This is a genomic window from Sphingobacterium zeae (genome assembly GCF_030818895.1).
Taxonomy (GTDB): Bacteria; Bacteroidota; Bacteroidia; order Sphingobacteriales; family Sphingobacteriaceae; genus Sphingobacterium; species Sphingobacterium zeae.
The window spans coordinates 2,851,489-2,873,019 of sequence record NZ_JAUTBA010000001.1 but is presented as its reverse complement, the minus strand read 5'-3'; the positions used below and the strand labels follow the sequence as shown (position 1 = coordinate 2,873,019).

The window sequence follows — 21,531 nt, the reverse complement described above, 5'->3', positions numbered from 1 at the left end:
AAAATCCGTATATTTGCGGCTTATGAAGATTTTTAGATATGGCGCAAAGGGCTCCGAAAAGGCGGGAGTCATTTTAAACGAAAAGAGATACGATGTTTCAGTAGGAAATTTCCAATATAACCGCGATTTCTTTGCGGATGTCTCGAATTTGGAAAGACTACAAACCTATGTCCTTGAGAATAGCGACAAGCTTAAGGAGATAGCAGATGACGAGCGTATCGGAACACCATTGGAAGTCCCTTCCAAAATTCTCTGCGTGGGACTTAATTTTGATGATCACGTGAAAGAGACGAAATTGGAGCAAGCTTCAGAACCGATTGTCTTTATGAAATCTGTATCGGCGTTCAACGGTCCTTTTGATGGAATTACTCTTCCTAGATCCTCTGTGAAATCAGATTGGGAAACTGAACTTGCCATTGTTATAGGAAAAAAGGCCTCCTATGTGACGGAGGAAGAGGCACTGGATCATGTATTTGGCTACGTGCTGCACAACGATGTTACGGAGCGTGAGTTTCAGATCGAACGCGGCGGAACCTGGGATAAAGGTAAAGGATGTGACACCTTCGCACCGATCGGTCCGTTTATAGCAACAAAAGACGAAATAAAGGATGTTGATCATTTAAGGATATGGCTTAAGCTCAATGGTGAGCTTATGCAAGATGGCAATACCAGCGATTTTATCTATCGCGTTCCCAAGTTAATTTCCTATTTAAGTCAATTTATGAGCTTACTTCCAGGTGATATTATTTCTACAGGATCGCCTGCAGGATCTGGAATGGGAAAATCGCCGCAAAGATTCCTTCGAGATGGTGATATTATCGAATACGGCATTGATGGACTCGGATCGGCAAAGCAAGTAATTTCGGCCTACAAAACGATATAAAAAAGGGTGTAATGGGTTCTTTTTTATCCGTGGCATTTGTGTACATTTATGGCATCATCATACATTTGTCCAAATAAAACATTTAACTCCTGACAGAGTCAATGATTCAACTAAACAACATATCCAAATCGTTTGAAGTAAAAGCCGCGCGTATTGATGCCTTAAAAGATGTCTCACTGTCTATTGGCAAGGGGGAAATTTTCGGCGTTATAGGTGCCTCTGGGGCTGGAAAAAGTACATTAATCCGCTGTGTCAACCTGCTGGAAAGACCAGATTGTGGTCAAGTAATGATAGAAAAGGAAGACTTGATGTCGCTATCAGCCAGTAGTCTTATGCTAAAAAGGAGAAAAATTGGAATGATTTTTCAGCATTTCAATCTCTTATCTTCAAGAACGGTATATGAAAACATATCATTTCCACTTGAACTGGAGGGAAAATCAAAAGATTTTATCCGTCAAAAGGTGCTAGAACTACTGCACTTGGTAGGATTGGAAGACAAGGCCGAGGTTTATCCTGCGAATCTTTCAGGCGGTCAAAAGCAGCGCGTTGCCATTGCAAGAGCCTTAGCCAACGACCCCTACATCCTTCTTTGCGACGAGGCCACAAGCGCGCTCGATCCAGCGACAACAAAATCCATCCTCAAGCTGCTAAAAAAAATAAATAAGCAACTTGACCTGACAATATTGCTGATTACACACGAAATGGATGTTATAAAAAGTGTCTGTGATCAGGTGGCCGTATTAGACCAGGGAAGACTGATCGAAACAGGCCCGGTAGAGGCAATATTTGCCAATCCAAAAGAAATGACCACCAAGAATTTTATTCAATCTTCACTTGAAGTGGAAATTCCGCTGAGTTTTCAGGAACGATTGAAAACTATGGGGAATCCACTGGTAGAAATCTACCTCACTTCAAATGAAGAATCCATCTCTTTTATAGCGCAGCTGGAACACAAATTTGGCGTTAAAACAAATATTATTACGGCACAAATCGACTATATTGGTGAACTAAAATTTGGTGTTATATTGGCTGAACTATCCGGAGAACAAGAAAATATAACAAACAGTCTATCTTTCTTAAAAGAAAAACACGCACAAACAAAAATATTAGGCTATGTCTGATCAGGTATTTACACTGCTGTTATCAGGTACTTTAGAGACCTTAGCCATGACTTTTCTGTCGGGCTTCTTTGGGTTTTTACTAGGGCTACCACTTGGAATATATCTTTTCTTAACCCGAGAACATCAGTTGCTCGAAAACAAAGGTATGCACCAACTCATATCCTTGTTCGTGAATATTTTTAGGTCTATCCCATTCATCATACTTATTGTATGGATGATTCCGTTTACACGTCATATCGTAGGGACATCAATCGGGATGTCCGCGGCACTGGTTCCATTGAGTATAGGTGCGGCGCCTTTTATTGCACGACTTGTGGAAAATAGTCTACTTGAAATTCCGAATGGCCTGATTGAGGCCGCAAGAGCAATGGGCGCAAACGCAAAACAGGTGATTTTTAAAGTTTTGCTTCCCGAGGCTCTACCATCGCTGGTAAACAATGCAACAATTACGTTGATCACTCTTGTTGGTTACTCGGCAATGGGTGGCGCTGTAGGTGCTGGTGGACTGGGACAGATTGGTTATCAGTATGGTTATGTCGGATACGATACTTTTATCATGAATTCTGTTTTAATTTTATTAATTTTAATCGTATTCCTGTTGCAATACACAGGAGATTACATCTCAAAAAAAGTAAACCATCGATAACATAAATTGGATGATATGAAAAAATTGAACTATGCATTTGTAATCTTAGCCCTCAGTCTCCTCACGGTTGTGGCATGCAATAACAAAGAAAAAAAAGAACATATCCTTAAAGTGGGTGTGGTGTCAGGACCGGAAAAAGAGCTTGCAGAAACGGCTAAGAAGGTTGCGAAAGAAAAGTTTAATCTCGATGTGGAGTTGGTGGCATTCAATGACTATGTGGTTCCGAATGAGGCATTAAATCAGGGTGATATCGATGTGAACGTATTTCAGCATCAGCCCTACTTACAGGAGCAATCCAAACAACGCGGTTTCACTAAACTAACCATCGTTGGAAATACCTTTGTATTTCCCATAGTTGCCTATTCAAACAAAATAAAAACGATCACTGCTTTACAGCCTGGTGCAGTTATAGCTATCCCTAATGATCCCACCAATGGCGGACGCTCACTGTTGCTTCTCCAACGAGAAGGCATTATCGGTCTAAAAGAAAATGTAGGTATACAGCCTAAAGTAACCGATATCGTGAGCAACCCCAAACAGATTAAAATCATCGAAATGGAAGCTCCGCAGCTGCCCCGCGTTCTTGATGATCCGCAAGTGACGGTTGCCATCATCAACAATAGTTTTGCCGCTCAAGCTGGACTGGATCCAGAAAAACAGGGTTTGTTTACAGAAGACAAGGAATCTCCTTATGTGAATCTGATTGTTGCCCGCGCAGACAATAAAAACGATGAGAAGATACAACAGTTTATTCAAGCTTATCAGTCGCCCGAAGTAGAAGCAACGGCTAAAAAGGTATTTAAAAATGGTGCGATTAAAGGCTGGTAAAATTTAAAAAAGTGATGGAATCAGTCGATTTATGCCCCTGTGGAACGGGCATTACCTATGCTGAATGCTGCCAACAAGTACATCGTTTCCATGCCAAGGCCAATACGGCAGAGGCGTTAATGCGCGCTCGTTATAGTGCGTTTGTAAAAAAAGAAATCGATTTTTTATACCATACATTTCATCCCTCAACAAGGAGGTTCCAAAATAAACAGGCCATCGGACAATGGGCAGTGGAGAACAAATGGATGCAGCTTCATATTCTTAAATCTACGCTCCATACCGTTGAGTTCGAAGCACATTATCTCGATGCACAGATGCAAGTGCAAGTTCACCATGAAAAGTCTACCTTCAAAAAACAAGGTGACCTCTGGTATTATGTAGAGGGCACAGTGAAATACTAAAAAAGGCAGTTTTAACTAAGGTTAAAACTGCCTTTTTTAGTAGTAGACTAGTTTACCAGTCCCTATACTTTTCTAGACCAGTTCTTCTGTATCTTCGCGATAAGGGGCTTCTTCATCAAACTCTCCTTCCCATTTAGCCACAACAACCGTTGCAAGACAGTTTCCCACAACATTTACCGAGGTGCGGGCCATGTCCATCAATTCATCAATACCCAAAATTGCAGCAATAACAAATGTAGGCAATCCAAACTGATCAGCTGTAGCAATCAAAATAATTAATGAAGCTCTTGGAACGGCGGCAACGCCCTTTGATGTGATCATCAATGTAAAGGCAATCATTAGTTGATGGCCAAACGACAAATGTATCCCTGCAGCCTGGGCCACGAAAATTGCTGCCAATGACAGGTAAAGGGATGTGCCATCCAGATTAAAGCTATATCCGGTAGGAATGACAAATGACACAATTTTACGGGGGACACCAAATTTTTCCATCGCACTCATTGCTTTCGGTAACGCAGCATCTGAACTCGTTGTCGCAAATGCAATTGAAACAGGTTCTTTAATTGCATTGATAAACCGTTTGACAGGGATTTTCAAGTAAAGCGCGACAGGGAGAAGTACCAGACATAAAAAGCAGATCAAAGCGAAATAAAGCGTAGCCAATAACATGAAGAGATTCTTCAAGATATCGACACCAAGATGCCCTACGGTATAGGCCATAGCCGCCCCAACCCCTATTGGGGCAAAATACATAATGATGTTTGTAAATTTAAACATCGCTTCAGACATGCTCTCGGTAAAATCTACCAAAGGTTTACGCTTCTTTTCATCCACCATCGCTAATCCGATACCGAATAAAACCGAAAAGACTACAATCTGCAAAACCTGATTATCAGCCACAGATTTTACAATGTTTTCTGGAAACAGGTCACGTATAAAAGAAGTGAATTTATAAACGGGATGCACATGGTCAGGAAGTGTTTTGAGAATATGCTCATCCATACTTTCTTTGGGAGCAGGAAGTTCTTCATGCGGCATATGGGCAACATCAACCCCCACGCCTGCCCGAGTCAGATTAATAGCACCTAAACCGATAAAAATAGCGCAGGTTGTTGCACAGAAGAAATACAACATAGATTTCCATGCCATACGTCCCACTTGCTTCAAATCGGAATGTCCTGCAATTCCATAAACAAGGGTAGCAAAGAGAATCGGTCCAACAATTGTCTTGACCAATTTGATAAATCCTTTACTTAAAGGTTGCAAGGAAATTGCCAGATTTGGAAAATCCAACCCAACGAAGATCCCGATAATCATACAGGTCAAAATCCAGGTAGTCAAATTTTTCTTAAAGAGCGCATTGACAACCAAAACGGTAGCAACTATCCAACGGACAGCCATCAGAAATTCATGGGAAAAGCCTACAACATCAAATTCGTATAATACAGCAATGATACAAGCTAATGTAACTGTGATTAGGGTCATCAACCCTATTTTGGTTTTTAACATTTAAAAGATTTTAATGGTCAAAAGAACAAAAATAAAAAAATACTATGCTTTTGCAAATATTATTATTCCAAATAGCCATGTTTCGCAACAAAATATCGAATCCTCTAAATTCGAGCCCACAAAAAAAGGCAGGAAAATTTCTTCTCCTGCCCAATATTTTTTACGGAGCAATAAACTTATTCCGCGTGTAACCAAGATTTTTTTGCTAAAAGCTCGTCGTTAGATTCACGCACATCTTCGTCATCCACACAACAATCTACAGGGCAAACCGCTGCACATTGAGGCTCATCATGGAAACCTACACATTCTGTACATTTGTCCGAAACAATATAATAGACTTCATTTGAGATTGCTTCCTGAGACTCATTGGCATCGAGTGTAACACCGTCGCCAAAATCAATAATCCCGTCCAAAGCCGTCCCATCTGAGAATTTCCAAGTTACACCAGCATCGTATATTGCATTATTTGGGCATTCCGGTTCGCAAGCACCACAGTTAATGCATTCGTCTGTAATTTTAATCGCCATTTATAACCTCACAATTATGATAAATAAACTATTTTTGCATTATCAATATGAAACAAAGTCGAATTGTACAATAAGGCTAGTTGATTCACGTTGATTAATGTTAACAGCACAAATATAACACAAATTTGTGTATTCATCTTTTAAAATTTTAATATTTTGACAAAGGAACAACGAATAAATGCATTTGTAAAATTAGGCGAGCAGCTTCAACTGCCATCTGAAGAATCCAGTCAGATCATCCAATCTGCCCAACATAAAAACCCCTGGTATACCCCACAAAATGTTGAACGCGCGCTGCAGGCAATTGCACAAAATCTTACCATAGAGAAACTTACGCATTGGCTGGCGCCATACCCAGATATACATTCAACAAAAACTGTAGGATTAATTCTTGCCGGCAATATACCTTTAGTCGGATTCCATGATATCCTCGCTGTTTTGATCAGTGGCTTTAAAGCCAAGATAAAAGTATCATCTGACGATGCGGGACTGACGGCCTATGTACTGGGTCTGCTGCATAAAATTGACCCGTATTTTGGCGATGCTTTTGAAATTGTTGACCGATTAAAAGATTTCGACTTGGTCATCGCAACGGGATCCAACAATAGCGCCCGCTATTTCGATTACTACTTTGGTACCAAGCCACATATTATCCGCCGTAATCGAAATAGTGTTGCTGTGTTGGGGGGAGCGGAATCTCCTAGCCAGCTAGAAGCCCTCGGTCATGATATTTTCGATTATTTTGGACTGGGTTGCCGCTCTATATCCAAACTATTTATACCAAAAGATTACCCAATAGCGCATTTTTTTGAGGGTATATCGGTATTCAATGATGTGACAGCGCATTTTAAATATACCAACAATTACGATTACAACAAATCCATCTATCTGATCAATGGCGACAAGCATTTTGATAATGGATTTTTATTGCTCAAAGAAGACGAGAAAACAGCTTCTCCCCTCGCCGTGGTTTATTATGAAACCTATGAAACAGTTGCTGAAGTCGAAAATAAACTCACATTAGCGCAAGAAAACATTCAATGCATTGTATCCGAAATGGCATTAACAGTGCCGTCTCCCCTATTTCATTTTGGCGAAAGCCAGTGTCCATCGCTGGACGATTACGCTGATGGGGTGAATACGCTCGATTTTCTATTTGCCAACCGTTAAGCTTCCTTTAAATTCGTAGTAAAGAAATTGCATTAAAAATACTAACTTTGAATCTATGTATATCATTAAAGTAAAAGGTGTCGCCAAAATCCCTGATTATGTACAACTAAGAGATGATGCCTTCACCTTGCTTGCATATTTTAGAGTCGACCGACCGGACAAATCACTTGATAAGATCGGATTAGGAGAAAAGGCAGCGTATATCATGCAACTGGTTAGAGAAATGCCTTTTGGACAAATTAAAAAATTAGAATTTTAGCTTCCATGATTGAAAATAAAGTTATTACATTAAAAAACGTTGACATCTTCCAACAGAAACATTTGGTATTGTCTAATGTAAATTTAAATATCGGCAAAGGCGAGTTTATCTACCTTATCGGTCAGTCCGGTAGTGGAAAGAGTAGCTTGTTAAAGATAATTTACGGCGACTTATACATCGGGAATGGAGAGGGCATGATCGCTGGTTTTGATTTAAAAAAACTGCACGAAAATGATGTACCTTACCTGCGTAGAAAACTGGGAATCGTTTTTCAGGACTTTCATCTTTTATCGGATCGAAGTATCGAGAAAAACCTCGAATTTGCCCTTAAAGCAACAGGTTGGAAGGACAAAAAAATGATCGATAGCCGTATATTGGACGTTTTGGAAAAAGTTGGACTTCGCTCCAAATTAAAGAAAATGCCTCATGAACTTTCCGGCGGTGAACAGCAACGTATTGTGATTGCCCGTGCCTTGTTAAATAATCCAGAAATTATTTTAGCAGATGAGCCAACAGGTAACCTAGACCCTGCAACGTCTGAAGAAATTGTCTTATTGCTAAGAGACATTGCCAGCTCAGGAACAGCTATATTGATGGCGACACACGATTATACCATTATCCGCAATATGCCTTCGCGTATCATTAAAACCGGCGATGGTATATTACAGGACAATGTCAGTATCTAGGCGGAAAACTGACATATAAAAATACCGATTCCGACAAATTGTTAGGCTTTTTTAATAAATTCTGACAAGCTGTCGGAATTTTATTGTTTGGCAAAAACTTTGACAAACGAAGCATAGAGTAAATTTTTGAATCTAATTTTAGCATTGAAGATATGAATGAGCAAGATAATTATTACGATGAAAGCCAAGATCCAGTAGAAACGAATTCTTCTGAACAACAAGAACTACCTGCTGATAATCTAGCAGAAGAACTGTCTACTGAAGATAAACTGGCTGCAGAATTGGCAGAGGCAAAGGATAAGTACATTCGTCTATCTGCCGAATTTGACAATTATAGAAAACGTACAAGCAAAGAACGTGTTGAATTGATTCAATCAGCTGGAAAAGATGTCATCAGCAAGCTGTTACCTACATTGGATGATTTTGACAGAGCATTAACAGCCATGCAAACTGCAACTGATGTTGAATCGGTCAAAACGGGAATGGATATTGTCAACAATAAATTCAGACAAACATTATCGCAATTAGGATTAAAGGAAATGGACGTTAAAGACCAAGATTTCGATCCTGAATTACAAGAGGCTATCACAGCAATACCTGCCGCTACAGAAGAATTAAAGAATAAAGTGGTGGACGTGATCGAAAAAGGTTACTACTTAGGTGACAAAGTTATCCGTCACGCAAAGGTAGTTATAGGTCAATAATATTAAGACGATGTCAAAAAGAGATTATTACGATATACTTGGTGTCTCGCGATCAGCGGACGAGAAGGAGATTAAATCAGCGTATCGCAAGCTAGCGATAAAGTATCACCCGGACAAAAATCCTGGTGACCATGAGGCTGAGGAAAAGTTTAAGGAAGCTGCTGAGGCATACGATATCTTGAGCAATCCACAGAAACGTCAACGTTATGACCAGTTTGGCCATGCTGGTAATTCTGCCAGTGGTGGTTTCGGCGGTGGCGGTGGCATGAATATGGATGACATATTCAGTCAATTTGGTGATATCTTCGGTGGAGGACATCCCTTTGAAAGTTTCTTTGGCGGTGGCGGTGGCCAGCGTGGCGGACGCCGTGTAGCAAGAGGAAGCAACTTACGCATAAAAGTCAAGTTAACACTTGAGGAAATCGCCAAAGGCGTTGAGAAAAAGGTAAAAGTCAACAAACAAGTCGTCTGTCATACCTGTGACGGATCGGGTGCCAAAGATAAATCTTCTTTCCATACCTGTAAAACCTGTGGTGGATCGGGATCAGTTAGACGAGTTACCAATACGATTTTAGGACAAATGCAAACTACAAGCACCTGTCCTACCTGTAATGGTGAAGGTGTAGAAATTACAGCAAAATGTACAACGTGTCGAGGTGAAGGTCTTGAACGTGGCGAGGAAACAATCTCCATCAATATCCCGGCAGGCGTAAGTGAAGGCATGCAACTATCCATGAGCGGAAAGGGAAATGCAGCCCCACGTGGTGGTGTACCAGGAGATTTAATTATATTGATTGAAGAAATTGCACACGAGAGTTTAAAACGCGACGGACTCAATGTCATCTATGATCTCTATATTAATTTTGTAGATGCTACGTTAGGGACCAGCGTGGAAGTTCCGACAATAGACGGAAAAGCGAAAATCAAAATTGAACCCGGCACACAAGGTGGTAAAATTTTACGGTTAAAAGGAAAAGGTATTCCTGAAGTTAATTCTTACCATAAGGGAGACCAGCTTGTATATGTTAATATTTGGACGCCAAAAGCTGTGTCTACTGAAGAAAAAGAATTACTGAACAAACTGAAAGAATCACCAAACTTCAAACCTCAACCAGGTAAAAGTGAAAAATCATTCTTCGAACGAATTAAAGAATATTTCGAATAAAATTTAATTTTATAATGAAAAAAAGCCATTTGTCAGTACTTGACAAATGGCTTTTTTTTATCTTCTTACTTAAAATTGACAATTAAAAACAAAAAGTCAGATTAATATCATTATCGTTAAATAGAAACAGTAAAAATAAAATTATAACAAATTTTAAGGCATTGATCCACTATAATTTACGATTATAACAAATATATAGACAATCCAGTGACAAAACTATGGAATAGGATTTCGATATTTGACTAACAAATTTAAAAAGTCAGGAATTAAACACTGACATATTAAAACAACTTTTAAATAAAAAAGACATGAAAAAAGTTTTACTAACATTAGCAGCTGTAGCTGGTTTGACATTGGCTTCACAAGCACAAGAATTCGGATTCAAAAAGAGCGATGTTATTGTTGAAGGTAACCTATCCGCTAATACTTCAAACGACAAGACTAATCAAACAAAGACAAATTCATTTAACTTCAACCCTTCTGTTGGTTACTTTGTTTCTGACAAGATCGCTGTTGGTTTAGATGTGAACGTTGGTAATGAAAAAGCTACAAAGAACGTAGATCAGTCGAATGAATCCTATGTAAAAAACAACCAATTCGGTATAGGTGCATTTGGACGTTACTACTTCCTTGAGTTAGGTTCAAGATTCAAAACGTATGCACAACTTGGTGCTGGTTATGCGCAAGAAGATGGAAAAATCAATAATGGAACTACCACAACTGATATCGCTAAAACAAAAGGTTTCGGTGCGAACGCTGGTTTGGGGATCAACTATTTTGTGACACCTAAGATTGCGATCAATTTTGGTCTAACTGACTTATTGTCGTTCAAAACTTCAAAAGTTGATGTTGATGGTGCTAAATCATCTAATGAATTTAATGCAAACATCAATAGCTTTAATAACTTCTTTGATACTGCTAAATTTGGTTTGACATTCAAATTCTAGTCTCAACGAAAAACATAGAAAAAGAAGGGCGATAAACTATTTTATCGCCCTTTGTTATGCTAATTATACCGTTTAACAATGCGGAGTTTGTGTGTATAGCAATTCAGTTCTGCATTAAAAATACCTGCTGAATCCATCCGGTCCACGCGGACTTTTGCAGAAGCATGGATAATCGTATCGCGATCCAGCATAATGCCTACGTGAGTAATCCTACCTTGCGCATTGTCAAAAAATGCCAAATCCCCTACCTGTATTTCCGAAACAAAGTCTACAGTCTGCCCTATCTCTGCCTGCTGGTAAGCATCCCGTGGTAAAGATAAATCGAAACACCTATAAATCAATTGCGAGAAACCCGAGCAGTCAATTCCCCACTCCGAACGGCCGCCCCACAAATATGGTACATCTTTGTAACTCAAAGCGAGTTGCTGGAGCTCACTTTCGACTAATTCCTTCGAAAATAAATTTATGCTACCCTGATAAGTCAAGTCCAATAGTGGCAGATTAATCCGGTTCCCTGCATTAAGATAAAGCTTGGTGCCATGACAGAGCTGCAATTGTGTTGTATCGTTAAAAAGAACTCCACCCTCACGGCCAACGATAGTAGGTTCTCCATTCAGATAATGTTGCCTATCCAAGTCGGTGAGTTGCTGAAACTGCCCGTTTTGAATCCAACCCAAATAATCCGTTTCCAATAAGCGTATTGATGTCCAATCCGCCTGCTCGTCCACGATTTCAAAAAGCTCTCCAAACAATACCTGAGAAACCATCTCGCTACGATGTGCCTGTTCTAGACGTAACGGTACGAGAGCAAGTGTACAAATACCATATTTCATATGCTAATAAAACAAAATCGTCCAATCTATGATTATATATTATATGACGAAGATAAATTAATAATAGCAGATATGGAGAATACAAATTCAAAATTCAAAAGGATATTAGTCGCTGTTGACGACGAGCCATGCGCTGAAAAGGCAATACATTATGCGAAAGAAATGGCCCAAGTATTTGGAGCCTCCGTAGCACTTGTCACCGTTATCCCCCCTACTTCTCCTGCCAATTTTGGCGCAGATCCCTTATTGGGGCAGCAGCCTATCATCGTTCCGGAGGTTTCGGAAATGGAACAGGACAATGCGCAAAAGTATCTTGAGAAGATAAGCCGCGAGTTTACTGGTGCTGGTGAGGTCTATTTGTTTAATCGAATAGGATCTATTAAAGAAGAAATTCTGGCTGCATCGCACGAATGGTCTGCCGATCTGATTATCATGGGGTCTAACGGGCGGACCGGTTTTGATCATTTTATATCTGGTTCTGTCTCTGAATCGGTTATTCGTAAATCCACATGCCCGGTGCTGGTGATCCCCAGTAAATGTGACTGACGAATACAACAAAAAAACATTTATAGTCATGAAAAAGGCTATTTTTTCCGTTTGGAAAAAATAGCCTATATGCTTTCTACGATCAGAAATTACGTTTTTATCAAACGCGCGACAAACATGCTATCGGCCTTTTCGGTATACCCTTCCAGATAATCCATGCGTGCTATTTCAAAACCAAAATTATCCACAATGTAATTGACCACATCTTCATTTTCCGCTTTAAAAATGGAGCAGGTTATATAAATCAAAGGCTTTCCCACTTTAACATGTCCTACTACATTACTTGCAATATTTTTTTGTAGTGCATTGAATTCGCCAATCTTATCAGCCCTAAAATGCCGAATCATTTCGGGTGTACGCCCCCAAGTCCCCGATCCACTACACGGTGCGTCCAATAATACTCCATCAAATCGTTCGCTTCCAAGGAGCGGAAAAGTATCTTTGGCAAGATCAATTATTTTCTTGCGATAATGCTTTATTCCAGCACGATCAAAACGCTCATCGAGATTCCGAAGAATGCTCATACGAATATCCGACACCAACAAATTTACGGTGGGACAAGCATCCATCAATAAAAGAGATTTGCCACCTGAAGCTGCACATGTATCCCACCAGGATTCATTTTCTCCTGGCTCCATATACGCTAACGTACGTTGCGAGTAAAGATCTTGTACTTCAATAATGCCATCTAAGGCATCAAATCGCTGTAAGGAAGTACCATTATTTAAGGCAATGGTCTGCTCGCCGATAGTGGTATAGGGAATCTGACTACCATCTAAAATGGCGCGCACGAAATTTGTCTTTCCTCGTTTTACCCGAATATATAAATAGGGCTGAATACACTGACTTTCCAAAAAGGCAGTTAAATTCACTTTTTCAGAAATATGCTCCGTAAAAGGAAATAGGTCTTCCAATTTAAAAAAGCCTTCGGACTCCAAAAATGTAATTTTGTCACGGATTGAAAGATGGAGTTTATCGGCGTAAGCAGGTTCAAGAACCGCCACCAAGGGGCTTTCCTGTTCGCATAAAAATTCGGCGAGTACCAACCTACGTTGTTGCGATAACTGCGGAGCTGCAGTCCCTAGACGGAAATAATTATAGCACAAACGGGAGACGGCCTTTCGGTCTGAAGATCCCATTTGTCTATTTAGCTTAAAAAAAGTTGTTAAATAACGTGAAAATGGTTGATCAGCTTCAAAACCATCCATTGCTCGCTCAAAATTACGTATTTGCTGATGAACACGTTTTTCACTGAATTCAGCCATTCAAAGATTATTTTCTTTCAAATTTTTTATCGTGATAGACCAACATGCCCAACGATCTGTTTGCATAGCCCCATTTTGGGTAAAATTCAAATCTGTAATCGCTATTCAATCCCGAAAACTTTTCCTGCGTCATTCGGCTGACATAATCCACTCCATACTGATGTATCAATCGACCAAAATACAATGCCGCGTCATACCCTTTGTAAGAAAACTCGGACGGATCAACTTTATAAGCAGCCTTGTAATTTCCAATAAACTTTTTGGTATCTCCATCCGTCTCATCGACCAAGTTGGAAGAAGTAATGGTCAATGCGTAAAAATCCATGTTTTCGAAATTCTCAAACGAAAGCTTGGCCATGTTGGGGTGTCCATATAATTTAAACTGATTACCTGGATTCAGAAAGCGTTCATCCATAGCATCCAAAAGGCCCTTTACTAAATTTTTATTGGCAGTCCCTGAAATGATATGATTGGTGCCTGCCAACACAAGACTGTTATTAAGCTCATTGATGCTCATAACCGTTTTTACTTTAGCCTGCGGGTTAGCTTTGGTAATCTCGTTTGCAAAATTGATCAAAAACTGTTTGCTGTCATCATCCCCAGCATCATAAATAACAATCTGATCCCCATTATAATATTGCTCTGCAACATACTTCGCCAATGTTTCGGCGTGTGTACGAATAGATGGTGTTATCGAAACCAAATTGGGGAGGCTAAATTCAGAAGCCATGGTTGCTGCTAATGGAGAAACCTGTAGAACGTTCTTGTTTGCAAAGGTCTGCCCAAAGCTCTTAATCTCACGCGGATATACGGGTCCCACCACGAGCACAGCATCTTTGACATTGACCGCTGTACCCAATGTTGCATTATACGCAACATTGTCTCGGGAATCAATCACCTGCAAATCGAACAAGGCACCTTCCTTCGCAATTTTGTCAAGACCTAACTGAAATCCCTGATAAAAATCCAGCGCCAAGGAAGAGCGCTCCACGTCTTCCTTCTTAACTGTACCTGCAATATTACTTAACTCGAACGGCAACAGCAGTGCGATGCGATTATTTTTCACAGCATAGCCATTGACACGTTGGGTATCGCCCATCTTGGTAATGGTACTTTCTTTGTCAACAGGAGGTTTAGTAACAGCAGTTTGCTGTTCGCCATGACCAGAGGACGGCGAACGCAATACTGTGCTTTTTTTGGTTGTACAGCTGGCAAGGCATAACGCTACAAGCGCCGCAACCCATATTTTATTCCCACTCAATTGTAGCGGGTGGTTTTGAACTGATATCATACACAACTCTGTTTATTCCTTTCACATGGTTGATAATTTCATTTGAAATCTTTGCCAACAGATCATATGGTAAATGTATCCAATCCGCAGTCATTCCATCTAGCGAACCCACCGCGCGCAAACTAACGACGTGCTCGTAAGTGCGCTCATCACCCATTACGCCTACTGAACGGACGGGTAAGAAAATTGTGCCTGCCTGCCATACTTTGTCATACCAACCGGATTCTTTCAGATTATTGATGAAGATCGCATCAGCCTCTTGCACAATACGTACACGCTCGGGTGTAATATCACCCAAAATACGAATTGCCAAGCCCGGACCAGGAAATGGATGCCTGCCCAAAATTGACTGATCAACTTCCAGCGCTTTCCCTACTCTTCTGACTTCATCTTTAAACAACGTTTTAAGTGGTTCCACAACTTTCAGCTTCATAAAATCAGGTAAGCCTCCAACGTTATGGTGTGATTTGATAGTCGCCGAAGGCCCTTTCACTGAAACTGATTCGATGATATCAGGGTAAATTGTCCCTTGCCCTAACCACTTCGCTTCAATGCCTTCAGGCAATTCCTTTTGAATCTCTTTTGCTGCTTCATCGAAGACATCAATAAACGAATTACCAATGATCTTGCGTTTTTCTTCTGGCTCGGAAACTCCAGCTAATCGACCATAAAATAAATCTTTCGCATTGATTCCTTTGATATTTAAGCCCATATTTTTGTAAGAATCCAATACTTGCTCATATTCGTCCTTACGAAGCAAACCATGATCCACAAAGATACAATGGAGTTTCTTTCCGATTGCCTGATGCAATAACACCGCTGCAACTGTCGAATCTACCCCGCCAGATAAAGCCATAATAACATGATCATCACCTAGTTGCTCTTTCAAAGAAGATACTGTTGTTTCTACAAAAGCGTCTGGTGTCCATTCCTGTGCACAACCACAGATATTGACAACAAAGTTTTTTAATACGATAGCACCGTCTGTACTATGGGTTACTTCTGGATGAAATTGTATACCGTAGGTACGGGAACCTTTCACTTGATACGCTGCTACGCGAACTTTATCTGTACTCGCTATAATTTCAAAATTTGCAGGTACTTCTTTAATGGTATCGCCATGAGACATCCATACCTGTGACTGCGTGGGTATGCCTGCCAATAATTCATTCTCACTATTGACAAACTGCAGATTTGCACGACCATATTCACGAATTTCAGAAGGTAACACTTCACCGCCTGATTTTTGAGCAATGTATTGGGCTCCGTAACATACGCCTAAGAGTGGGAAACGATCCTGAATAGCGACAAAATCAATTTGTGGCGCATCTTCTTGTCTAACAGAATAAGGGCTGCCCGAAAAGATAACACCTTTTACGGTGTCGTCAAAATCTGGCAATTTATTGAACGGGTGTATCTCACAATACACATTTAGCTCTCTGACACGTCTTGCGATCAACTGTGTGTATTGAGACCCGAAGTCTAGAATTATAATTTTTTCTGGCATGCTGCAAAGGTAAGTATTACGAATGAATTATTAAATGTCAAATCAGGAAATAATACCCGCTTTTAACAGCTCTACTTCCATTTCTTTTTGAAGAATTAAGGCTTCCTGCCGTGCTCTTTCAGCGAAATCAGTCCCTTTCGAAGCATAGATAATGCCCCTTGTGCTGTTTACCAAAAGTCCACAATCTTTGTTCATACCGAATTTACAAACATCTTCGAGCGAGCCCCCCTGAGCACCCACTCCCGGAACCAATAAAAAATGATCTGGCGCATGCTCCCTAATTTTGATAAATCCTTCACCTCGGGTTGCTCCTACCACATACATGATATTTTCTGGCGTGCCCCAGGTGTTGACTTTGTCAATCACTTGTTCGAACAATTGCAGCCCTTCTTTATTCTCAAAATTCTGAAAGTCTAAGCTGCCCGCATTTGATGTCAAAGCAAGCACGATAGCCCATTTGTCTTTAAACTCCAAAAACGGCGTTACCGAGTCCTTGCCCATATACGGGGCAATGGTGATACTATCGAATCCGAGACCAGAAGCTTTTTCATCAAAAAATGCCATTGCGTAACGCCCGGATGTATTACCGATATCCCCTCTTTTTGCGTCAGCAATACTAAAACAGTCCTTTGGCAAGGCGGCCCAGGTTTTTTGAAGCGATTGCCAACCTTTTATTCCATAACATTCATAAAATGCTATATTCGGTTTGTAGGCTACACAAAGATCAGCTGTTGCTTCTATTATGGCTTTGTTAAAGCTATAGATCGGATCCTCATCGTCTAAAAGATGATCAGGGATTTTGGCTAGGTCTGTGTCCAGTCCGACACATAGAAATGAGCGTTTCGCTTTTATTTGATGAATAAGTTCTGCTCTTGTCATGCTTATTTTAGAAATCTTAAAAAATTATTTATTGATTAAATCTTGAATAAATGTGGTCACCTCTGGAGTGGAATAGTCAGCCAGTCCTTCATGCCGTGCGGCAAGATTTCCTTCCTTATCCAATATGAGCGTTGTTGGAATAGGCCCAGAAAGCCACTCCTTTGGAATATCACTGTTTGGAAAGCTTAGTGGTAAGTTCAAACCCTCTCCCTTAATAAACGCTTCGGCCTTCGCTCGATCACCCTCTACCTCAACAATCAAAAACACAACATGGGCGTTATCCTTATACGTATTATAAAGTTTGTTAATCGAGGGCATTTCGGCCCGGCAAGGGGCACACCAAGTTGCCCAAAAATTGATAAAAATCACTTTTCCTCTGAGATCAGCCACCTTTACAGGCACGCCTTGCTGGTTTATAAAAGATACCTCAGTGCCTAACCTGGGCGAAGTCGCAAAAGATTTTTTAGCGTCCGGCGTAACTTCTAACTTTAGTTTAAAGAAGCCTATTTTCATTAGGGCTTGCTGAAAATAACTTCGACTTGTTGGCCAAATCAGCAAGCCAATAACCAGTACAAATACAACGTTTCCGACTATTTTTTTTGTCTTCGGATTCATCTGTAACCGGGCTATTTATGAATCAAACTTATCTAACAGTTTCAATAATGTCGCAAAATCCTTTGGATAGGGCGCATCGAAAACCATTTTAACTCCATTCAGTTCGAATTCGATATGTTTGGCATGTAGCGCAAAACGCTTCATGATAGGCTGTTCTTCTTCATCTTTCGACAACGTATAGCCTCGTTTTTTGATTTGGGATAAATAGACCGGTTTGCCGCGATACATATCGTCGCCAACAATTGCTGCATGTTGTGTCGCGAGGTGAATACGGATTTGATGCATCCGTCCGGTAATGGGTTTACATTCCACTAATGTATAATTCTTGTAATATTTGATCGAATTGAAAATGGTTTCTGCTGCTTTGCCATTGGCACGGTCAATAGATACATTTTTATTACCCTGGTTCAAGATCGGTAAATCAACCAGTAAATTCTGAAAAGTATGCGTACCGCCTATGATCGCATGGTAGGTCTTATTCACTCTTCTTTTTTCAAATGCAATAGAAATTGAACGATACGTTTCGGGGTTTTTGGCAATTAATAAAATACCCGAAGTCTCTTTGTCCAAACGGTGGCACACCTGCGCATCCGGATGGTATTTTTTCGCCAATCGAAGGATATTGACCTCTCCGCCCTCACGTTCATCCAAAGAAGCTACAAACGGTGGTTTATTGATAACAATCAAATTTTCATCCTCATGAATGATTAATTCTGAAAATTTGGGAAATTTAAATAGACGATTCTCATTTTGTATCATTTGGCAAAAATACAAAACACCAGGCAGAATATTGGTCAATGTATGATAAAAAGCTTACTTTTGGACACAAAATAAAAGTTAAGATGTCTGTAAACAAAGAAATGAAACGCGTTAGCACCGCCATGCTACAAGCCATGAAAGACCGTCAGGAAAAGATTTCTATGCTGACCAGCTACGATTATTCCATGGCTAAAATGGTCGATCAGGCTGGTGTTGATGTTATTTTGATTGGAGATTCTGCCGCCAATGTATTTGCTGGATACGAAACTACCTTGCCTATTACCCTTGATCATATGATTTACCATGCGGCGTCTGTTGCAAGGGGCACGCAGCGCGCCATGGTGCTGGCAGACTTGCCGTTTGGATCTTATCAGGGATCTGCCGATGAGGCCTATAACGCAGCCGTCCGTATGATGAAGGAATCTGGTGCACACGCACTGAAGCTGGAAGGTGGACTTGAAATCATAGCGAACATTAAAAAAATCATTTCGGGAGGTATTCCCGTATGTGGTCACCTGGGCCTCACTCCCCAATCTATCAACAAATTTGGTAATTTTGGTGTCCGCGCGAAGGAAGAGCAAGAGGCAGCTAAACTAATCGAAGATGCGCTTGCTTTACAGGACGCCGGCTGTTTTGCCATTGTGTTGGAAAAGATACCTGCAAAATTGGCCAAGGCAGTAACCGAAACATTGACAATTCCTACCGTAGGTATCGGTGCTGGTGCGGATTGCGACGGGCAGGTACTTGTCATTAACGATATGCTGGGCATGAATGCAGATTTCAAACCTAAATTTATGCGTCATTTTGCTAACTTGCATGAGCAAATTATCACCGCAGTAAGCGACTATGTGGCTGAAGTGAAAGCAGTAAAATACCCAAACGAAGACGAACAATACTAAATAGAAAATATGCGGTTTCTGATCATTGGACTTATCCTTCTTATTGCTTATCTGGTGATACGCAAGAAATTAAATTTTTTTGGGTTTGCTTCCGATGTATCCAAGTATTTAAGAACAGGCTTTCAATTGATTGAGGCTTCCCCCGCAGTCATTCAGGCGAATTTAAAAAAAACCATTTCCAATGTCGTTATGGGGGTTATCCTGATTCTGATTGTCGTATTGCTTTTCATAAAGATAAAAATCGTACTGTTCTTACTTCCAATTGCAATCTTTCTTTTGGGTTACCTCTTTTTATTCAACAACCATTTTAGCAAGGTAAAAAGCCAGCAAATATGGTATAATGCCAAAACTGATGAAGTTTTTATTGAACAATTAAAAGGAGAAAATTATAGCTTTAACCTTTTTAAGGATATCGAAGCCGTGCAGAAAATCGAATCGATTCAGACGACTAGAGGATTATTGTATGGTTATTACCGTATTAAATTAAAAAATAACATATTGGAAATCCCCTACTTGGTTGCTGAAAACAAACCGGTCAACAATTTGTTTTTTGATACCATTACCAAAAACTTCAAAATTGATGTCCAAAAACGTATTTTTCCCATCATTTGAATACAAAGCAGTTGAATCTTTCAAAACAAATCCCTATATTTAGGTTATATATCATTTTTAAAACCAAAATATTTTACACTATGGGAAAAGGTGACATCAAAACCAGAAGAGGAAAAATATCAAATGGTTCTTTTGGAAAAAGAAGACCGCATTTATCAAGAGCTGCAATCAAGCCGAAAATTAACGATGAGGCTCCAAAAGAAGTGGAACAAAAGACAAAATCAAAAAAATAGTAGACGCAAAGCTAGAAAATTATTTCTAGCTTTTTTTATCTCCCTTCGCTCCATGTAACGCGCAGTGCAGTTTCTTGCTTAAGTTCCGTGCATATTGTAAAATCCTTTTGACAACCCGTATCCGCATTATAATAAACCTATATTTACCCGTTAAAAGTAAGAAGTACATAAGATACTATACCACATGAATAAAAAATCGATCATTTACCTTCTTTTGGCCTGCGCTGTTTTTGGAGGTGCATACTTTCTGTTGACCGCTAGAAAAGACAAAGTGGGCACCGATAAGCCAAAGGAGAAAAAAGATGTGCCTGTTCCGGCACAGGCGATCATTGCCAAATCTTCTGTTGCCGATAGATCGATCAATCTTTCGGGAAGCATTGACGCAGAAGAGCAGGTCGAGGTCAGAAGTGAAGTCAGTGGTCGAATTACCAAAATATATTTTGCAGAAGGGCAGCGTGTCAGGCAGGGCGAACCTTTAATCAAGATTGATGATATAGAACTGCAGGCGCAATTAAGACAATCCCAAACGACCAATCAGCTCAATGCAGAAAATGAACGTCGGGCAAAATTGCTGTTGCAAAAAGGTGCTATCAGTCAGGAAGAGTTTGATATTGCCAGCGCGGCCTTAAAAACATCTGCCGCACAGATCCAGTTGATCCAGGCACAAATATCAAAGACCACTATAAGAGCGCCATTTAGTGGAATGATCGGATTACGGAATATATCTGTAGGAGCCATTGTCTCACCCACCACGCTGATCACAAATCTGGTCAAGGACAACCTGGTAAAAATCACCTTTGCAGTCCCCGAAAAATACAGCAGTATCGTTAAAATCAATATGCCGATCGAGTTTAGTGTTGCCAATGATCCAACCGTCATGAAAGCAACTATCTACGCTATAGAACCTCAAGTATCACTTAACACCCGAACACTGACAGTCAGAGCCCGCGCAACGAATGAGCAGGGAAAATTGAAAGTAGGATCATTTGTCAACGTTAGCGTTCCAATCGAGGTAGAAAACGATGCCATATCGATCCCAACTGAAGCCATCGTACCTGTTCAGGACGGAAAGAAGGTGTTTGTATTACAGCATGGCCTAGCCAAAGAAGTGAAGGTTGAAACTGGTGCACGTACGGACAAAGATATTGTCGTTTTATCTGGAATCAGTGTTGGTGACACCGTCTTAACCACAGGTGTGCTGTCGTTAAAAGATGGATCAAAAGTTAAGGTATCATTAGCTAACTAA

At 40.3% G+C, this 21,531-nt stretch carries 25 protein-coding genes; 16 read left to right on the top strand and 9 right to left on the bottom strand.

Features of this window, described 5'->3' with window-relative positions; translation table 11 throughout:
- Positions 1–22 precede the first annotated feature (22 nt).
- From QE382_RS12015 to QE382_RS11995, 5 genes are all read left to right on the top strand, one after another.
- Positions 23–883, top strand: coding sequence for a fumarylacetoacetate hydrolase family protein (locus tag QE382_RS12015; RefSeq protein WP_307186094.1), 861 nt, complete (start codon positions 23–25; stop codon positions 881–883).
- Between the two features lie 101 nt (positions 884–984).
- The gene (locus QE382_RS12010; RefSeq protein ID WP_307186093.1) at positions 985–2,004 is read left to right on the top strand and encodes a methionine ABC transporter ATP-binding protein; all 1,020 of its coding nucleotides are present in this window, start codon (positions 985–987) and stop codon (positions 2,002–2,004) included.
- Positions 1,997–2,650 (top strand): methionine ABC transporter permease MetI, encoded by a 654-nt coding sequence (metI, locus tag QE382_RS12005; RefSeq protein ID WP_307186092.1) that lies wholly within the window; start codon positions 1,997–1,999, stop codon positions 2,648–2,650. Before QE382_RS12010 ends, metI begins: the two co-directional genes overlap by 8 nt.
- A 15-nt stretch (positions 2,651–2,665) precedes the next feature.
- Positions 2,666–3,478, top strand: coding sequence for a methionine ABC transporter substrate-binding lipoprotein MetQ (gene metQ, locus QE382_RS12000; protein WP_307186091.1), 813 nt, complete (start codon positions 2,666–2,668; stop codon positions 3,476–3,478).
- Between the two features lie 14 nt (positions 3,479–3,492).
- Entirely contained in the window at positions 3,493–3,879 is a 387-nt protein-coding gene (locus tag QE382_RS11995; RefSeq protein WP_307186090.1) for a YchJ family protein, read from the top strand.
- A 72-nt stretch (positions 3,880–3,951) separates the two neighbouring features.
- On the opposite strand, the gene QE382_RS11990 is transcribed toward QE382_RS11995, so the two are convergent.
- Both QE382_RS11990 and QE382_RS11985 read right to left on the bottom strand, forming a co-directional pair.
- On the bottom strand, positions 3,952–5,388 hold the full coding sequence (locus tag QE382_RS11990) for a dicarboxylate/amino acid:cation symporter (RefSeq protein ID WP_307186089.1): 1,437 nt from the start codon (positions 5,386–5,388) through the stop codon (positions 3,952–3,954).
- 176 nt (positions 5,389–5,564) lie between these two features.
- A complete protein-coding gene (locus QE382_RS11985; RefSeq protein ID WP_209580961.1) occupies positions 5,565–5,915 on the bottom strand; it encodes a 4Fe-4S dicluster domain-containing protein in 351 nt (116 codons plus the stop codon).
- A gap of 156 nt (positions 5,916–6,071) precedes the next feature.
- On the opposite strand from QE382_RS11985, the gene QE382_RS11980 reads away from it, so the two are divergent.
- From QE382_RS11980 to QE382_RS11955, 6 genes are all read left to right on the top strand, one after another.
- Entirely contained in the window at positions 6,072–7,085 is a 1,014-nt protein-coding gene (locus tag QE382_RS11980) for an aldehyde dehydrogenase family protein (protein ID WP_307186088.1), read from the top strand.
- A gap of 55 nt (positions 7,086–7,140) precedes the next feature.
- Entirely contained in the window at positions 7,141–7,344 is a 204-nt protein-coding gene (locus QE382_RS11975) for a fructose-6-phosphate aldolase (protein ID WP_209580968.1), read from the top strand.
- A gap of 5 nt (positions 7,345–7,349) precedes the next feature.
- Complete coding sequence (locus QE382_RS11970; RefSeq protein ID WP_209580971.1) at positions 7,350–8,030, top strand: cell division ATP-binding protein FtsE; 681 nt, start codon at positions 7,350–7,352, stop codon at positions 8,028–8,030.
- A gap of 152 nt (positions 8,031–8,182) precedes the next feature.
- Positions 8,183–8,734, top strand: a complete 552-nt coding sequence (locus tag QE382_RS11965; RefSeq protein ID WP_307186087.1) for a nucleotide exchange factor GrpE — start codon at positions 8,183–8,185, stop codon at positions 8,732–8,734.
- 10 nt (positions 8,735–8,744) lie between these two features.
- Complete coding sequence (gene dnaJ, locus QE382_RS11960) at positions 8,745–9,899, top strand: molecular chaperone DnaJ (protein ID WP_307186086.1); 1,155 nt, start codon at positions 8,745–8,747, stop codon at positions 9,897–9,899.
- A gap of 308 nt (positions 9,900–10,207) precedes the next feature.
- The gene (locus tag QE382_RS11955) at positions 10,208–10,846 is read left to right on the top strand and encodes an outer membrane beta-barrel protein (protein WP_307186085.1); all 639 of its coding nucleotides are present in this window, start codon (positions 10,208–10,210) and stop codon (positions 10,844–10,846) included.
- A 59-nt stretch (positions 10,847–10,905) separates the two neighbouring features.
- On the opposite strand, the gene QE382_RS11950 is transcribed toward QE382_RS11955, so the two are convergent.
- The gene (locus QE382_RS11950) at positions 10,906–11,679 is read right to left on the bottom strand and encodes a C40 family peptidase (protein ID WP_307186084.1); all 774 of its coding nucleotides are present in this window, start codon (positions 11,677–11,679) and stop codon (positions 10,906–10,908) included.
- On the opposite strand from QE382_RS11950, the gene QE382_RS11945 reads away from it, so the two are divergent.
- Complete coding sequence (locus QE382_RS11945; protein ID WP_293884517.1) at positions 11,680–12,225, top strand: universal stress protein; 546 nt, start codon at positions 11,680–11,682, stop codon at positions 12,223–12,225.
- Between the two features lie 89 nt (positions 12,226–12,314).
- Here QE382_RS11945 and QE382_RS11940 read toward each other — a convergent pair whose 3' ends face one another.
- The 6 genes from QE382_RS11940 to QE382_RS11915 are packed head-to-tail and all read right to left on the bottom strand — an operon-like array spanning position 12,315 to position 18,541.
- Entirely contained in the window at positions 12,315–13,490 is a 1,176-nt protein-coding gene (locus tag QE382_RS11940; RefSeq protein ID WP_307186083.1) for an RsmB/NOP family class I SAM-dependent RNA methyltransferase, read from the bottom strand.
- A gap of 7 nt (positions 13,491–13,497) precedes the next feature.
- Positions 13,498–14,781 (bottom strand): ABC transporter substrate-binding protein, encoded by a 1,284-nt coding sequence (locus tag QE382_RS11935; protein ID WP_293884515.1) that lies wholly within the window; start codon positions 14,779–14,781, stop codon positions 13,498–13,500.
- Positions 14,738–16,288, bottom strand: a complete 1,551-nt coding sequence (gene guaA, locus QE382_RS11930) for a glutamine-hydrolyzing GMP synthase (protein WP_307186082.1) — start codon at positions 16,286–16,288, stop codon at positions 14,738–14,740. The genes QE382_RS11935 and guaA overlap by 44 nt, the downstream gene beginning before the upstream one ends.
- A 42-nt stretch (positions 16,289–16,330) precedes the next feature.
- A complete protein-coding gene (pyrF, locus tag QE382_RS11925) occupies positions 16,331–17,167 on the bottom strand; it encodes an orotidine-5'-phosphate decarboxylase (RefSeq protein WP_307186081.1) in 837 nt (278 codons plus the stop codon).
- Between the two features lie 24 nt (positions 17,168–17,191).
- On the bottom strand, positions 17,192–17,782 hold the full coding sequence (locus QE382_RS11920; RefSeq protein WP_307186080.1) for a TlpA family protein disulfide reductase: 591 nt from the start codon (positions 17,780–17,782) through the stop codon (positions 17,192–17,194).
- Between the two features lie 15 nt (positions 17,783–17,797).
- Positions 17,798–18,541: an RluA family pseudouridine synthase gene (locus QE382_RS11915; protein ID WP_307186079.1), complete on the bottom strand. Its 744-nt coding sequence runs from the start codon at positions 18,539–18,541 to the stop codon at positions 17,798–17,800.
- A gap of 83 nt (positions 18,542–18,624) precedes the next feature.
- On the opposite strand from QE382_RS11915, the gene panB reads away from it, so the two are divergent.
- The 4 genes from panB to QE382_RS11895 all read left to right on the top strand — a co-directional run bounded on the left by panB (position 18,625) and on the right by QE382_RS11895 (position 21,531).
- Positions 18,625–19,440, top strand: coding sequence for a 3-methyl-2-oxobutanoate hydroxymethyltransferase (gene panB, locus QE382_RS11910; protein WP_307186078.1), 816 nt, complete (start codon positions 18,625–18,627; stop codon positions 19,438–19,440).
- A gap of 9 nt (positions 19,441–19,449) precedes the next feature.
- Entirely contained in the window at positions 19,450–20,052 is a 603-nt protein-coding gene (locus QE382_RS11905) for a hypothetical protein (RefSeq protein WP_307186077.1), read from the top strand.
- An 80-nt stretch (positions 20,053–20,132) separates the two neighbouring features.
- Positions 20,133–20,285, top strand: coding sequence for a 30S ribosomal protein THX (locus QE382_RS11900; protein WP_294184815.1), 153 nt, complete (start codon positions 20,133–20,135; stop codon positions 20,283–20,285).
- A gap of 184 nt (positions 20,286–20,469) precedes the next feature.
- Positions 20,470–21,531, top strand: a complete 1,062-nt coding sequence (locus QE382_RS11895) for an efflux RND transporter periplasmic adaptor subunit (protein WP_307186076.1) — start codon at positions 20,470–20,472, stop codon at positions 21,529–21,531.

Bases quoted from the DNA above. Each gene is read 5' to 3' on its own strand.
- QE382_RS12015 (WP_307186094.1), top strand. From the start codon at position 23: ATGAAGATTTTTAGATATGGCGCAAAGGGCTCCGAAAAGGCGGGAGTC.
- QE382_RS12010 (WP_307186093.1), top strand. From the start codon at position 985: ATGATTCAACTAAACAACATATCCAAATCGTTTGAAGTAAAAGCCGCG.
- metI (WP_307186092.1), top strand. From the start codon at position 1,997: ATGTCTGATCAGGTATTTACACTGCTGTTATCAGGTACTTTAGAGACC.
- metQ (WP_307186091.1), top strand. From the start codon at position 2,666: ATGAAAAAATTGAACTATGCATTTGTAATCTTAGCCCTCAGTCTCCTC.
- QE382_RS11995 (WP_307186090.1), top strand. From the start codon at position 3,493: ATGGAATCAGTCGATTTATGCCCCTGTGGAACGGGCATTACCTATGCT.
- QE382_RS11990 (WP_307186089.1), bottom strand. From the start codon at position 5,388: ATGTTAAAAACCAAAATAGGGTTGATGACCCTAATCACAGTTACATTA.
- QE382_RS11985 (WP_209580961.1), bottom strand. From the start codon at position 5,915: ATGGCGATTAAAATTACAGACGAATGCATTAACTGTGGTGCTTGCGAA.
- QE382_RS11975 (WP_209580968.1), top strand. From the start codon at position 7,141: ATGTATATCATTAAAGTAAAAGGTGTCGCCAAAATCCCTGATTATGTA.
- QE382_RS11970 (WP_209580971.1), top strand. From the start codon at position 7,350: ATGATTGAAAATAAAGTTATTACATTAAAAAACGTTGACATCTTCCAA.
- QE382_RS11965 (WP_307186087.1), top strand. From the start codon at position 8,183: ATGAATGAGCAAGATAATTATTACGATGAAAGCCAAGATCCAGTAGAA.
- dnaJ (WP_307186086.1), top strand. From the start codon at position 8,745: ATGTCAAAAAGAGATTATTACGATATACTTGGTGTCTCGCGATCAGCG.
- QE382_RS11955 (WP_307186085.1), top strand. From the start codon at position 10,208: ATGAAAAAAGTTTTACTAACATTAGCAGCTGTAGCTGGTTTGACATTG.
- QE382_RS11950 (WP_307186084.1), bottom strand. From the start codon at position 11,679: ATGAAATATGGTATTTGTACACTTGCTCTCGTACCGTTACGTCTAGAA.
- QE382_RS11945 (WP_293884517.1), top strand. From the start codon at position 11,680: ATGCTAATAAAACAAAATCGTCCAATCTATGATTATATATTATATGAC.
- QE382_RS11940 (WP_307186083.1), bottom strand. From the start codon at position 13,490: ATGGCTGAATTCAGTGAAAAACGTGTTCATCAGCAAATACGTAATTTT.
- QE382_RS11935 (WP_293884515.1), bottom strand. From the start codon at position 14,781: ATGATATCAGTTCAAAACCACCCGCTACAATTGAGTGGGAATAAAATA.
- guaA (WP_307186082.1), bottom strand. From the start codon at position 16,288: ATGCCAGAAAAAATTATAATTCTAGACTTCGGGTCTCAATACACACAG.
- pyrF (WP_307186081.1), bottom strand. From the start codon at position 17,167: ATGACAAGAGCAGAACTTATTCATCAAATAAAAGCGAAACGCTCATTT.
- QE382_RS11920 (WP_307186080.1), bottom strand. From the start codon at position 17,782: ATGAATCCGAAGACAAAAAAAATAGTCGGAAACGTTGTATTTGTACTG.
- QE382_RS11915 (WP_307186079.1), bottom strand. From the start codon at position 18,541: ATGATACAAAATGAGAATCGTCTATTTAAATTTCCCAAATTTTCAGAA.
- panB (WP_307186078.1), top strand. From the start codon at position 18,625: ATGTCTGTAAACAAAGAAATGAAACGCGTTAGCACCGCCATGCTACAA.
- QE382_RS11905 (WP_307186077.1), top strand. From the start codon at position 19,450: ATGCGGTTTCTGATCATTGGACTTATCCTTCTTATTGCTTATCTGGTG.
- QE382_RS11900 (WP_294184815.1), top strand. From the start codon at position 20,133: ATGGGAAAAGGTGACATCAAAACCAGAAGAGGAAAAATATCAAATGGT.
- QE382_RS11895 (WP_307186076.1), top strand. From the start codon at position 20,470: ATGAATAAAAAATCGATCATTTACCTTCTTTTGGCCTGCGCTGTTTTT.